Source organism: Arsenophonus sp. ENCA (genome assembly GCF_002287155.1).
Classification (GTDB): domain Bacteria; phylum Pseudomonadota; class Gammaproteobacteria; order Enterobacterales; family Enterobacteriaceae; genus Arsenophonus; species Arsenophonus nilaparvatae.
Genome location: NZ_NHNG01000399.1, coordinates 1 through 13,568, shown reverse-complemented (window position 1 = coordinate 13,568; position 13,568 = coordinate 1). Strand labels below are relative to the sequence as shown.

The following is a 13,568-nucleotide window of genomic DNA, read 5'->3' as shown; positions in this document are numbered from 1 at the left end:
AGGTAACCATCTGGGCAGATACCGGTTTTCAAGGTATAGATAAACAGCATCCTAATACACAAATCCCAAAAAAAGGAACTCGAAAAAGACCTTTATCGCCTGAACAAAAACAAGAAAATAAAATAATCTCGGGCATCCGTATTACAGTTGAACACGCCATCGCGGGTATCAAGCGCCTCGGTTGCATGACCCAAATTTTACGGAATCGTAGACCCTTTATTGATGATACCTTCTTACTCCTTAGCGCAGGTCTTTGGAATTTCCATCTCAGAACAGCGTAAAATTTACTTCAATCACCGAAACACCCTTATTTCACTATTAAGCAACACGCTTATTGATAAGGAACCCATTTTTTTAATATTTTTGTATCAAATTGCTCTGAAAAATGTTGGTTATACTGAAAAATCTTAAATCCTTCATTTTTGCCACTAAAATAATGCAGTTCATTATCTTTAATCTGTAAGCCACTACCTTCACGTAAGGCAATAACAATTTCATGGGGATTGATCACACAAAACTCAGCAATACGATCATCTCGAGTTTCTCCCATATGCCCACTAATATGACTATCAATATAGTGCGGATTAATTTGTATTGGAAATAGGCCCAAGGAAGGCATTACAACTACATTAGTTACAGGCATATCATTGGTGGTTCTTATACTAGGAGTGGCAACATTGCATCCTGCACTCCAGCCAATATAGGGAATATTACGTTCAAAAACAGCGCGTTGAATAGCTACGATCAATCCATTTTCATGCAGGCACTTATTTAGCCACCAAGTATTTCCTCCACTAACTAAAATACACTCCGCTGACTCAATCGCCTTTACAGGCGACTCAAAGTGTTCAATCGAAACCACTTCAATACCTAATGATTGACTAAGCTCAGCCGCACGTTGATTATGATCACCGCGTAAGACAGCATAAGGGACTAATACTGCTTTGCTGATCTGACGACGTTGAAACATCTCTTTTAAAGGTGATGTTGCATAATTTAGCCATTGAGAATTCGTAGTTAATCGACCATTGCTAAGAAGAAAAATATCCATCTATCTCTACCTTTTATTAGATCATCATATAAAACTATATTAATTGAATTATAAAGAATTAATCATGCTGGTTCTGGCGACATATCTTAATAATTTATAATTTGATATAATAATAAAGTGTAATTTTATTTTTGAGCCATAACATGGAAAATTGGTATCTTCTTTACTGTAAACGTGGGCAAATAGAGCGAGCAATAGAAAATCTAAAAAAACAGCATGTTATCTGCTTAACGCCAGAAGCTCAAATACAAAAAATGGTGCGAGGCAAACGCATCACAATTACTGAAGCATTATTTCCAAACTACCTTTTCGTTAAATTTAATCCTGAAGAAATCCATACCACCACGATACGTTCAACTAGAGGGGTTAGCCATTTTATTCGATTTGGCCTCTATCCTGTGATCGTACCAGATAATATTATTAATGAACTAAAATCCGCATCTAAACAAGAAATTGTGGCACCAAAGACGCCAGTATCAGGTGATACTATCATCATTACTGAAGGTATTTTTGAAGGCCTAAAAGCAATTTATTCAGAGCCTAATGGTGAAAATCGTTCAGTTATTTTTCTTAATATCCTTAATCAAAATGTAGCTAAGCTAATAGATAATAAACAATTTAAGAAAAGTGATTGATTGTAATTAAAAAAAATAACGTTTTATTCTATTATTTCATTCGAATTTTTATCATCTGCTGCTTTGCGGCCCTTACCAACATAAAATCGTGACAACAACAAGCCCAATTCAAATAATAAATACATTGGTACCGCCAATAGGGTCTGAGAAAAGACATCTGGTGGGGTCAAAAACATACCAACAATAAAAGCACCCACAATAATATAAGGACGCTTACGCTTTAAAGAATCGGGCGTCGTAACGCCTGTCCAACAAAGTAAAATAATGGCAACTGGAACTTCAAACGCCGCACCAAAAGCCATAAAAAGTGTCATAACAAAGCTGAGATATTTACTAATATCAGGAATGAAATTCACACTTTCTGGTGTGGTTTTTACAAAAAAACCAAATGCTAAAGGAAAAACAACAAAATAGGCAAAAAGCATCCCCAGGTAAAAAAGTACACTACTGGAGACCAGTAAAGGCAACATCAAGCGCCGCTCATGCTTATAAAGGGCAGGAGCGATAAAAGCCCATAACTGATATAAGATAACTGGAATAGAAATAAATACCGCCACCATAAACGTCAGTTTAATCGGGGTAAAAAAAGTTGATGCCACATCAGTCGCACTCATGCGAGAACCGACGGGGAGCTGTTCAATCAAGGGTGCTGCAACCAAATGATAGATATCATTGGAAAAATAGACCAGAGTTAGAAAAACCACTGCAACTGTAAATAAGCTATAAAGAATGCGTCTACGTAATTCAATTAAATGGCTAATAAGTGGTTGAGGATCATCGATAGACATAGACTAATTTTCACCGTTAGTTTGATCAGAGCGCTTTTTTACTTTTAGTAGGACTATCTGACGCTGTTACCAACTATCAGTCTGTGCTGGCTGAGATTGTTTATTGGTTGTTATCGGTATTTCTTCATCTATTTTAGCTGTGCTATTTTCATCAAGATCGCTAGTAAATGCTTTTACTTTAGCCAATTCTTCTTCGATACGACTGTTCGATGATTGATAATTTTTCTTTAATAGCTCAGTAGATTCTCTCAATTCTTCCATCGATTGTTTAAGTTCCGGTGAAAGGGTATGTAATTGTGCTTTTTCTTCTGCCTTCCTCAAGGTTTCCTGCAATTCCTGCAATTCCTGCAATTTTAACTCTTGTGAGAGTTCATGCTGAACGTTAGCAGCCAATGAGCGCAACGCACGTATCCAACCGGCAACCGTTTTGACGGCTATCGGCAAACGCTCCGGACCAAGAACCACTAGGCCAATAATCATAACCAATAACAGTTCACTAAAACCAATATCAAGCACGGTTTATACCTACTCTTTATTTTTTTTACTTTCAGCCGTTTCTTTTGTCTGACTTGTTGTTGTTTTCTCAGTAATATTTTTGAGTTCAAAATCAGCATCAGTATGCTGTTTTTCTGCTTTGTTACTATCATCAGTTTTACTGTGATCATCACTCATCGCTTTTTTGAAGTTTTTCAATGACTCCCCCAAATCTGAGCCGAGTGAGCGTAACTTCTTAGTACCAAAAATTAAAACAACCAGTAAAGCAATAATAAGAAGCTGACCGGGACTACCAAATGTAGCCATAGCAATTGTTGTTCCCATTGATATATACCTCTACGAAATTAGGTTCAACTATGTATAACCATATTATATACAACTAACTTTATCTAAGAAACATGCAGAGCCTAAGATAAATGTGTTTAAAGACGAACTTTAGCCAATTTTACCTGTTCGATACCATCCTATAGCCCATGAAATTATACCGAAAGATATAAACCCAATAGCAGCAATTTTTGAATCGAAAATCTGCAATAAAGTACCACATAACAAGCAAGTTGCTCCAATTCCTAATAAATATTGGCCTTGTCTTTGCTTTACTTGTCGCCCTTGTTGCTGTACTGTGAATTTATCGATACTATCTTGTAAATATTTATGCTGCTTAAGCGCTCCGTAAATAAGATCGGGAATTTCTGGCATTTTTTCTGCCCAATAAGGTGCTTTTTCCTTAAAAGCACTAATAATCGCGGCTAAACCCATTTGTCGATGTAGCCAATCTTCAAGAAAAGGTTTAGCTGTTTTCCACAAATCTAGTTGAGGATAAAGCTGCCTTCCCAATCCTTCAATATAGAGCAAGGTCTTTTGAAGTAATACTAACTGAGGCTGAACCTCCATATTAAAACGACGGGCGGTATTGAATAAATTGAATAAAACATGACCAAAAGAAATTTCAGCTAGCGGTTTCTCAAAAATTGGTTCACAAACGGTTCGAATGGCAAATTCAAAATCTTCTACATTAGTATCTGCTGGTACCCATCCCGAATCAACATGTAATTCAGCTACCTTACGGTAATCACGATTAAAAAAGGCGATAAAATTTTCTGCCAAATAACGTTTATCTTCTTTATTCAGCGAACCGACGATACCACAATCAATACCAATATATTGCGGATCTTCAGGATGTTCTCGACTAATAAAAATATTACCAGGATGCATATCAGCATGAAAAAAGCTATCGCGAAAAACTTGGGTAAAAAAAACTTTTACTCCGCGTTCAGCTAATAACTTCATATTAATTCCCTGTTTTTTTAACGCGTTAATATCAGAAACTGGAATACCATAAATACGCTCCATAACCATCACATTTTCCCGACAGTAGTCTGAATAGACTTCAGGAATATAAAGCATGGAGCTATTTTCAAAATTACGCCTTAATTGGAGAGTATTCGCCGCCTCACGTAACAAATTTAATTCATCAATTAATGTTTTTTCATACTCTCGAACAACTTCTCGTGGACGTAAACGTCGTCCATCCGGGAAAAGAGGGAGCCAATTAGCCAGGCGATACATCAAGCCTATATCGGCTTTAATAACCGGCAATATATCTGGGCGAATAACCTTAATTACAATTTGTTTATTATTTTGTTTTAATTTTGCAGTATGTACTTGAGCAATCGATGCCGAGGCTAAGGGCACCTCATCAAAATCATCAAACCAGGTTTCAAGTGAACCACCTAATGACTGTTCTATATGTTGGCGAGCCAATCTGCCATCAAAACTAGCCACTTTATCTTGTAATAATGCTAACTGATCAGAAATTATCGTTGGAAAAAGATCGCGACGAGTAGATAACATCTGACCAAACTTAATCCAAACCGGGCCTAAATCTTGTAGAGCTAAACGTAAACGTTCACCAAGGGGTTTGTCTTTATGCTTATTTGATAACCAAAAAAAACAACGGCGTCCAATCCTTAAGGGTAAAGTAAATTTAATTTTGGGAATGAGTTCATCTAAACCATAATTTAGAAATACTCGAACGATAAAATAGAGACGTTTAATTTCTCCTGGTCTCATATTTTTCCTCCAATTTAGCTAAACGTTGTTCCAGTGCTGAAATATCTGCCACCACCTTCTCAACCTTATCAGCAAAACTTAGCACTTCCAATGTATTAGGAGACATTCGCCATTCTTCCACCAATACATTTTTAAACTGTTTTTTTTGTTGCTTTAGCAACCCATTTATTCCAACTATACCTTTTTTAACCCAACAATTCACCCCTTCGGCAACAACATCACCAACATAAGGAGTAGGATCCCATTCAGTCGCATCTAGTAATGCAGACCAATGCTGCACAACTTGCATATCACCCTCTATAACAACCCTACCGTCGTTGATCAGAGTCGAAAGTTGCTGTTTATCTTTAAGATGCCTCAAGGTCACTAACGCGGTTTTTATCACGCAATCTGCCGGTGTTGGCCACTGGTTTACTACATCAACTCGTTGCTCAGAGAATATAAATATCAATGGTTGAGATAATTCTTTTAAATCAATCGCCAACACTTTGCCAACCAACCTTACTCTGGCTGATTTCAACGCGACTTCCTGATAAAAAAATCTATTCAACATAAGCTGTAAAAAGGAAGCAATTCCGTCATGTAAGAGGCTGTCGCAAAAGGGGTATTTACAATAAAAATAATTTAATTTTTTCTTTAAAATCAAAATATTGAAATCATTAAAAACATGATACTACCTCTTTTGCGACAGCCTCTGTAATAGCGGGATTTTTGAATAGCTTTTGGTTGACGGGGTATCCATCTTAAAATTTGAACCCTCTGTGTAGGGCCACAATTCCACCGCTCATATTGGTATAAGAAACTTGTTCAAAACCGACTAACTCCATCATTGCTTTTAAAGTGTCCTGATCCGGATGCATGCGAATAGATTCAGCCAGATAGCGATAGCTATCGGCATCTTTGACTATCATTTGACCAACTCGTGGTAAAATATGAAAAGAGTAGGCATCATAGGCTTTAGTTAATGCTGAAAAAATCGGTTTTGAAAATTCTAATACTAATAAACGACCACCAGGTTTTAACACCCTAAACATTGATTTAAGCGCTTTATCTTTATCAGTAACGTTGCGCAGGCCAAAAGAAATACTTATACAATCGAAGTAGTTATCAGGAAAAGGTAGTTCTTCAGCATTAGCCTGAACATAATTAACATTACCAACAATACCGCGATCGCGGAGCTTTTCGCGCCCCATTTTCAGCATAGAATCGTTGATATCAGCCAGAATAACCTCACCTTTTTCGCCAACTATTTTGGCAAATTTAGCGGTCAAGTCTCCTGTGCCACCAGCGAGATCTAAAATATGTTGCCCACGGCGTGCACCACTGGCTTCTATCGTAAAACGTTTCCAGATTCGATGGATCCCTAATGACATCAGATCGTTCATAAGATCATATTTGGCGGCCACCGAATGAAAAACAGCAGCAACCAAATCCGCTTTCTCATCCTTGGCTACTTTGCGAAAGCCAAAATCAGTGCTCTCTTTAATTGGATCTACCATAATTTGCGCTCATTTAATCATTAAAATAATCGAAATTGTAATCATGTTTATTGTAAGATCTTATTTACGATCTAACGATTCTTCTTAATTATGATTTAGCAGTCTGTTTGCTAAATTCAATATCAATCGGGCGTTTAACTTCTATTCCTAATTCTTTTAAACTTTCCGCCTGGCTAATCAAATTACCTTTTCCTTCCGCTAATTTTTTGATCGCCGATTGATAATTCACCTGTGCTTTGTTCAAGCTCTGACCTAACGCCTGTATATCATCGACAAATAACCGCATTTTGTCATACATTCTAGCAGCACGCTCGGCAATTACTTGTGCATTTTGACTCTGTCGTTCATAACGCCACAAATTATTAATTGTACGAACTGCCACCAATAAAGTTGAAGGACAAACGAGTAAAATATTATTCCTCAAACCTTCGTCAATAAGTTCAGGTGCTTCGCGTAAAGCAATCAAATAAGCCGGTTCGAATGGAATAAACATTAATACATAATCCAGCGATCTTAACCCATTTAATTGATGATAATCTTTTCGGCCAAGTTCTTTTATATGATTGCGTACTGAATTAACATGCCCTCGTAATGCCGTTGCCCGCTGTTGCTCATCTTCGCTATTAAAATAGTGCTCATAAGCTGTCAATGACATTTTGGCGTCAATAACAACATCTTTACCTTGCGGTAGACGAATAATCACATCAGGTTGATAACGACTATTGGAGGTATTAATACTGACTTGAGTTTCAAATTCATGCCCCTGCCTTAGCCCAGAAGCTTCCAATATGCGAGAGAGAATTGTCTCACCCCAATTTCCCTGAATTTTATTATCCCCTTTTAGTGCTTTAGTCAGATTAATCGTTTCTTTTGCCATCTCTGCATTTAATTGCTGAAGCTGACGAATTTCATGAGCTAGAGTATGGCGCTCACGCGCTTCCTGGCTAAAACTATCATGTACCTGACGGCGAAAACCATCTAGTTGTTCGCGGAAAGGAGTTAATAATGCAATTAAACTTTGACGGTTCTGCTCAGAAGCTCGACGTTCATTTTGTTCAAAAATACGATTGGCTAAATTTTCAAATTGAACATTTAACCGCTGCTCACTATTGAGTAACAACCGCTGTTTCTCTTCAAAAGCCAGCCGTGTCTCTTCAAGCCGTGTCATGACTTCACGTAGTTCAACTTCTTGATTACGATTAATTTCCCTTTGTGACCTTAATTCTTGGTCACGGTGCTCACACTCAATTTTCCAATATTCAAGATGAGTGATTTTCTCCTCATAGCTAGCTTGGATACTGTAAAAATCTCGCAATTCAGACTCTTTTTTATTCATTTTTTGCGCGATAATTAGCCAGATTAAACTACCACCGAAGAGTGTACCGGTAAGAAAGCCAATAATTGCATATAATAGCTGAATATCCACTTTGGTTTCCTTAAAATAGCCTTTATTTTATAAAGTAACTTAGTGGTATACTGTATAAATGTCCAGAATAAATTTTGCTTATTTTGCTCAGTAAATAGCACCAGGTTGAAAACTATTTTACCCGATCCACTGAGCAAGCCAAGATAAACCAAATGCCCCCGGCGCTAAAATAGCAAATGCCCAGACCATAGCAGAAAGCAAATTAGCGAGCTGTGAAAATAATGTTTAGGCATAGCACAAATGCCTGCTACTAAGGGAATCACTGCCCTTAAGGGACCAAAAAAACGGCCGATAAAAACACTCCAAACTCCCCAGCACTCAAAAAAAGATGACCTCGATCGAGCGCTTCAGGACGACGGGAAATTGGCCACATATGACGTACGCTATTCTTATAATGAAAACCAAACCAATAAGATAAACAATCACCCAAAAAAGCACCACAGGCAGCAGCTAACCATATTGGTAAAAAGGGAAGCCCATTATCACCAATTAATGCGCCTAAACCAAGCAAAATCACTGTCGCAGGGAGTAATAATGAAATGAAGGCTAACGATTCGCCAAACGCTAATATAAAAACAATAAAGACAGCTAATATTTGATGGTCACGAGCAAATTCGGTAATAACATTAATAATCTCTGACAATGTCAATTTATTATTCCTATTTCGGTTAAACATTCGTTATTATGCGGCCAATAATGTAAATTATTGTCAGATTAAAATATAATATAATAATGGGCAAATTTAACTTACAGAATGTTAAATTTAAGTTATTTTATTCTATGCTATTATCCAGCTATTAACATTCATTAGTTTACTAAAAAATACCAAATAACAAAAATTATCTGTCAATTTATCAAAATAAAAATTACTGAATACATTCGATAAAAAATAAAACGAGAATTACTTAAGACAAATAAAAACAACGATTAAATAAAAAAGATATAAAAAATAAATTAATCTCTATTTTCATAAAAATAACCATTAGTTATCCTCGTTTTATCGAAAAAATTAGCCAAACCTACAGCACTTATTTAATTCAATAACCGGCGAGCGGCATCAACCACGATCCCTAAAACATTTCCTTCTGTTTGGTGTAATAATTTTTCATTTGGTGTTTCTTGTTGTGTTCGGTTAACAATCACGCCGGCTATCATACCTGCTGATAATCCCTGGCTTGCACACATAGTCAGTAAAGTGGCCGACTCCATTTCATAATTAATCACGCCCATCTTTTGCCACTCTTCCATCGATCCACGAAAACGACGGACAACGCGCCCACTATAGGTATCATAACGTTCCTGACCAGGATAAAAAGTATCCGAAGACGCAGTAATACCAACATGGGTTGTGCTCCCTGCTGCTTTAGCTGCATCATAAAGCGCATTGATACAATTAAAATCAGCTACCGCAGGATATTCTAAAGGCGCAAAATGTAAGCTAGCACCATCTAGACGTACTGCACCAGTAGTAATAAGTACATCACCGACATTGATATGTTTTTGAATTGCACCGGTAGTACCGATACGAAGAAAAGTACGTATGCCCAATTGTGCTAATTCTTCAACGGCAATAGAAGTCGAGGGGCCACCAATACCGGTTGAACAAATAATAATCGACTTACCATTAAGTTCAGCACGCCATGAGGTAAATTCACGTAACGAAGCCAGATATACCGGGTTATCCATTAATTTGGCAATTTTTTCTACCCGATTTGGATCGCCAGGCACAATAGCAAGCGTTGCGCCTTGTAAGTCATTTTTAGTTAATCCCAAGTGAAAAACATCAGACATAATTACACCATACTGTATTTTTAATTTATTTAATCCATTAATTTAATAATAAAATGATAACCTTTTAATGATAGGGATCATTTAAAGCAATAATGAAAAGCTGCTTTTACACAAAAATATGATCAAATTATTTATGCTAGCTTGATCATATCGTATTTAAGAAAAGGCTTGCCGCTGTGGAATAGGATAAACTTCCATCATTCTTTTGTAACCCACTTGGCCAATCGCAAAGGAAATATTCGCTAATTGCACATAAAGTAAACCTAGCCAAAAAGATCCGCTCAAATGATCATAACGAATGATAGCAGCACCAATCACTGCCAGCATTGCACTCAACAAATATCCCCAGCGTAGATGCTGCCTTTCCAATAGATCATAAAATAACGTTATATAGAGGCTGTCGCAAAAGCTCATGTTATCGATTAAAATTTGCTTTATTCGTCACGAGTTTCGCACAGGCATATAAAGTTCTAAAAATATCTAAAATAATGTTTTATCCGTAAGATATTTTATAATATAAAATATATATTTATTTCAATAACTTATGTGTTAATTAGCAATTTTTGCGAATTATATATTATGTCGAATTGAACTTAAAAATAACTTGTTTATTTGTTGGTGCGAAACTCGTGTTTTAGAGGAGGGTGAAGGGGCTAAAATGGCAAAAATAGGCTATATGCGGGTGTCAAAAAATGACCAAAACACCGATTTACAGCAAAAATCGCTCGTTTGTGCAAATTGTGACCAGATTTTTGAGGATAAAATCAGTGGAAAAACAGACCAGAGACCCGGATTAAAACGCGCTTTAAATTGCTTAAAAGCGGGCGACACGTTGGTTGTTTGGAAACTGGATAGACTAGGCCGCAGCATCAAACATTTAATCGGTTTAATCTCTGAACTGGAAGACAAAGGGATTCATTTTCATAGCTTCACGAGTTTCGCAGTCTCTAAAAAAGAAGTATAAATTTAAAAACAAGAAAAAATAAGGATGTTCATATTTTGTCCGGTTATCCATGCATTAAAGATATCTATAAAATATTCTTGCAAGTAAGCAGTGTAAGATACTCTAGTTTGGCGTTATCAGAAGTCAGCCCATCGCCTTTATCTCATGACACGGTTAGCCGATGGTTAAAAAGTAGATGTTTCCGCCCTAAAGACCTATGGCGATTAGTTGAACCTTCTATAGACAAAAAAAGCCCTTGTGTACTAATTGCCGATGATACATTGATTGCCAAAACACGTAGTAGAAAAATAGAGATGGTTCATTATCAATATTCAGGTAATAAGCATGATGTTATTGCTGGCATAGGTTTGGTTAATTTGCTTTGGCATGATCTGACAAGTGTTGAATCAATTACTTAAACTGGCGCTTTTAGCGCCGCGGTTAAATAATCCCCTGCCGATGGTGAACTTTGCAAAGAAGAAAGCGCCATTTTATTCCCCCAGCTTCGTTTTATCACGCACCGCGCCTTTATCTGCACTTGTTGCCAATGCAGCATAAGCGCGTAGAGCAAAAGAAACTTTACGTTCACGCTTGCGTGGCGTCCATGCTTTTTCACCACGCTGTAATTCAGATTGCTTACGTTGATGCAATATTTCCCTATCGATATTTAAGGCAATCTTGCGAGCAGGAATATCAATATCAATAAGATCGCCATCTTCAATCAAGGCAATCAAACCGCCACTTGCCGCTTCTGGCGAAATATGGCCAATTGATAATCCAGAGCTACCACCAGAAAAGCGACCATCAGTAATTAATGCACAGCTACTCGCTAATCCCATTGATTTTAGATAAGAAGTTGGATAAAGCATTTCCTGCATGCCTGGCCCTCCTCTTGGTCCTTCATAACGAATTACCACTATGTCACCAGCCACGATCTTACCACCCAATATTGCTGCTATCGCTTCTTCTTGACTATCAAATACCTTGGCCAAACCACGAAACGTCAGACAATTTTGATCAACACCAGCGGTTTTAACAATACAGCCATCTTCAGCCAGGTTGCCAAATAAAACCGCCAGCCCTCCATCCTGACTATATGCATGGGCTAAATTGCGAATACAGCCTGTTTGACGATCGAGATCTAAAGATGGCCAACGACATGTTTGTGAAAATGCTTGAGTAGTGCGAATACCAGCCGGCCCTGCGGCATACATCTGTTTCACCGCATCATCTTGCGTCAATATGACATCATACTGCGCTAACATTTGAGTGACGTTCAAACCAAGAATATTTTTTACCTGACGATTAAGTAATTGCGCGCGATCTAATTCACCTAAAATAGCGATCACTCCACCGGCTCGATGAACATCTTCCATATGATATTTGGCAATGCTCGGTGCTACTTTACACAGATGCGGTACTTTACGTGATAACCGATCAATGTCTGCCATAGTAAAATCAACCTCAGCTTCCTGCGCTGCCGCTAATAGATGTAATACCGTATTAGTCGATCCACCCATGGCAATATCGAGGGTCATCGCATTTTCAAATGCAGCTTTGCTGGCAATATTGCGTGGTAAAACACTGTCATCATCCTGCTCATAATATTTTTTCGTGATCTCAACAATACGTTTACCCGCAGCCAAGAATAACTGTTTGCGATCGCGATGCGTTGCCAGTAAAGAACCATTGCCAGGCAAAGATAATCCTAATACCTCCGTCAAACAGTTCATTGAATTAGCGGTAAACATGCCTGAACATGAGCCGCAAATCGGGCAGGCTGAACGTTCAATTTGTTCGCTTTCTTTATCACTGACAGCCGGATCTGCACTTTTGATCATAGCATCGACCGAATCTAGTTTAATAATTTGATCAGAAAGTTTGGTTTTGCCTGCTTCCATTGGGCCACCCGATACAAAAACAACCGGAATATTTAAACGCAACGCGGCCATCAGCATTCCTGGTGTGATTTTGTCACAATTAGAAATACAAACCATCGCATCGGCACAATGAGCATTAACCATATATTCAACGGAATCAGCAATAAGCTCGCGGGAGGGCAACGAATACAACATACCACCATGGCTCATAGCAATACCATCATCAACAACAATGGTATTAAATTCTTTGGCCACACCACCAACGGCTTCTATTTGTTTAGCCACTAACTGACCAAGATCAGGCAGATGCACATGACCAGGGACAAATTGAGTAAATGAATTGACAACAGCAATAATTGGCTTACCAAAATCAGCGTCAGTCATTCCTGTTGCCCGCCAAAGTGCTCTTGCACCAGCCATATTACGACCATTGACCGTTGTAGCAGAACGATATTCTGGCATTTTTGCTCCCTTGGTATAAAAACTGACGATAACTAGTCGCCAATAAACATCTATTAATTTGAACTAACTATTGACAGGATCTAACCAATCCCACTTGTCTTTTGTCGAACCATCAAATAAACCAAAAAAAGCCTGCTGGATACGCTTGGTTATTGGGCCACAATGACCGGCTCCGACTTGTATTCCATCAACAAGCGTGTTGCTTAATAGTGAAATAAGGGTGTTTCGGTGATTGAAGTAAATTTTACGCTGTTCTGAGATGGAAATTCCAAAGACCTGCGCTAAGGAGTAAGAAGGTATCATCAATAAAGGGTCTACGATTCCGTAAAATTTGGGTCATGCAACCGAGGCGCTTGATACCCGCGATGGCGTGTTCAACTGTAATACGGATGCCCGAGATTATTTTATTTTCTTGTTTTTGTTCAGGCGATAAAGGTCTTTTTCGAGTTCCTTTTTTTGGGATTTGTGTATTAGGATGCTGTTTATCTATACCTTGAAAACCGGTATCTGCCCAGATGGTTACCT

The 13,568-nt window shown here is 37.9% G+C and carries 14 protein-coding genes and 4 pseudogenes; 4 read left to right on the top strand and 14 right to left on the bottom strand.

The genetic code is table 11. The features are described from left to right. On the top strand, positions 1-281 hold a 281-nt coding region (locus tag CBG25_RS10515; RefSeq protein ID WP_290603775.1), incomplete at its 5' end, for a transposase family protein. A gap of 50 nt (positions 282-331) precedes the next feature. Here CBG25_RS10515 and pepE read toward each other — a convergent pair. Further along, positions 332-1,051: a dipeptidase PepE gene (gene pepE / locus CBG25_RS10510; RefSeq protein WP_290606524.1), complete on the bottom strand. Its 720-nt coding sequence runs from the start codon at positions 1,049-1,051 to the stop codon at positions 332-334. 143 nt (positions 1,052-1,194) lie between these two features. Here pepE and rfaH point away from each other — a divergent pair, with 143 nt between their 5' ends. Beyond that, a complete protein-coding gene (gene rfaH, locus CBG25_RS10505) occupies positions 1,195-1,686 on the top strand; it encodes a transcription/translation regulatory transformer protein RfaH (protein ID WP_290606522.1) in 492 nt (163 codons plus the stop codon). A 23-nt stretch (positions 1,687-1,709) separates the two neighbouring features. Here rfaH and tatC read toward each other — a convergent pair whose 3' ends face one another. The 10 genes and pseudogenes from tatC to CBG25_RS10455 form a co-directional block, all read right to left on the bottom strand. Continuing rightward, complete coding sequence (gene tatC, locus CBG25_RS10500) at positions 1,710-2,474, bottom strand: Sec-independent protein translocase subunit TatC (RefSeq protein WP_290606520.1); 765 nt, start codon at positions 2,472-2,474, stop codon at positions 1,710-1,712. Positions 2,475-2,540: 66 nt separating this feature from the next. Further along, positions 2,541-2,990 (bottom strand): Sec-independent protein translocase protein TatB, encoded by a 450-nt coding sequence (tatB, locus tag CBG25_RS10495; RefSeq protein WP_290606518.1) that lies wholly within the window; start codon positions 2,988-2,990, stop codon positions 2,541-2,543. Positions 2,991-2,999: 9 nt separating this feature from the next. Next, positions 3,000-3,293: a twin-arginine translocase TatA/TatE family subunit gene (gene tatA, locus CBG25_RS10490; protein WP_290606517.1), complete on the bottom strand. Its 294-nt coding sequence runs from the start codon at positions 3,291-3,293 to the stop codon at positions 3,000-3,002. Between the two features lie 111 nt (positions 3,294-3,404). Next, the gene (gene ubiB, locus CBG25_RS10485; protein WP_290606516.1) at positions 3,405-5,042 is read right to left on the bottom strand and encodes a ubiquinone biosynthesis regulatory protein kinase UbiB; all 1,638 of its coding nucleotides are present in this window, start codon (positions 5,040-5,042) and stop codon (positions 3,405-3,407) included. Continuing rightward, the gene (locus CBG25_RS10480; protein ID WP_366212766.1) at positions 5,023-5,688 is read right to left on the bottom strand and encodes an SCP2 sterol-binding domain-containing protein; all 666 of its coding nucleotides are present in this window, start codon (positions 5,686-5,688) and stop codon (positions 5,023-5,025) included. Before CBG25_RS10480 ends, ubiB begins: the two co-directional genes overlap by 20 nt. A 97-nt stretch (positions 5,689-5,785) precedes the next feature. Then, complete coding sequence (gene ubiE / locus CBG25_RS10475; RefSeq protein ID WP_290606513.1) at positions 5,786-6,541, bottom strand: bifunctional demethylmenaquinone methyltransferase/2-methoxy-6-polyprenyl-1,4-benzoquinol methylase UbiE; 756 nt, start codon at positions 6,539-6,541, stop codon at positions 5,786-5,788. A gap of 88 nt (positions 6,542-6,629) precedes the next feature. Then, the gene (gene rmuC, locus CBG25_RS10470) at positions 6,630-7,967 is read right to left on the bottom strand and encodes a DNA recombination protein RmuC (protein ID WP_290606511.1); all 1,338 of its coding nucleotides are present in this window, start codon (positions 7,965-7,967) and stop codon (positions 6,630-6,632) included. 117 nt (positions 7,968-8,084) lie between these two features. Further along, positions 8,085-8,643, bottom strand: a pseudogene (locus tag CBG25_RS10465) (DedA family protein). 356 nt (positions 8,644-8,999) lie between these two features. Then, a complete protein-coding gene (gene udp, locus CBG25_RS10460) occupies positions 9,000-9,758 on the bottom strand; it encodes a uridine phosphorylase (RefSeq protein ID WP_290606509.1) in 759 nt (252 codons plus the stop codon). Between the two features lie 159 nt (positions 9,759-9,917). Then, positions 9,918-10,154: pseudogene (locus CBG25_RS10455) on the bottom strand (EamA family transporter); the annotation flags it as partial. 262 nt (positions 10,155-10,416) lie between these two features. Here CBG25_RS10455 and CBG25_RS10450 point away from each other — a divergent pair. Both CBG25_RS10450 and CBG25_RS10445 read left to right on the top strand, forming a co-directional pair. Beyond that, a pseudogene (locus CBG25_RS10450) lies at positions 10,417-10,692 on the top strand (recombinase family protein); the annotation flags it as partial. Between the two features lie 65 nt (positions 10,693-10,757). Beyond that, positions 10,758-11,120 carry a hypothetical protein gene (locus CBG25_RS10445; RefSeq protein WP_290606508.1) on the top strand — a complete coding sequence of 121 codons (363 nt, stop codon included), beginning with the start codon at positions 10,758-10,760 and terminating at the stop codon, positions 11,118-11,120. A gap of 72 nt (positions 11,121-11,192) precedes the next feature. Here CBG25_RS10445 and ilvD read toward each other — a convergent pair whose 3' ends face one another. From ilvD to CBG25_RS10430, 3 genes and pseudogenes are all read right to left on the bottom strand, one after another. Continuing rightward, positions 11,193-13,043: a dihydroxy-acid dehydratase gene (gene ilvD, locus CBG25_RS10440; protein WP_290606507.1), complete on the bottom strand. Its 1,851-nt coding sequence runs from the start codon at positions 13,041-13,043 to the stop codon at positions 11,193-11,195. Positions 13,044-13,106: 63 nt separating this feature from the next. Beyond that, positions 13,107-13,235, bottom strand: a pseudogene (locus tag CBG25_RS10435) (branched chain amino acid aminotransferase); the annotation flags it as partial. Between the two features lie 52 nt (positions 13,236-13,287). Beyond that, positions 13,288-13,568: transposase family protein (locus tag CBG25_RS10430; protein WP_290603775.1), on the bottom strand; the 281-nt coding region annotated here is incomplete at its 5' end.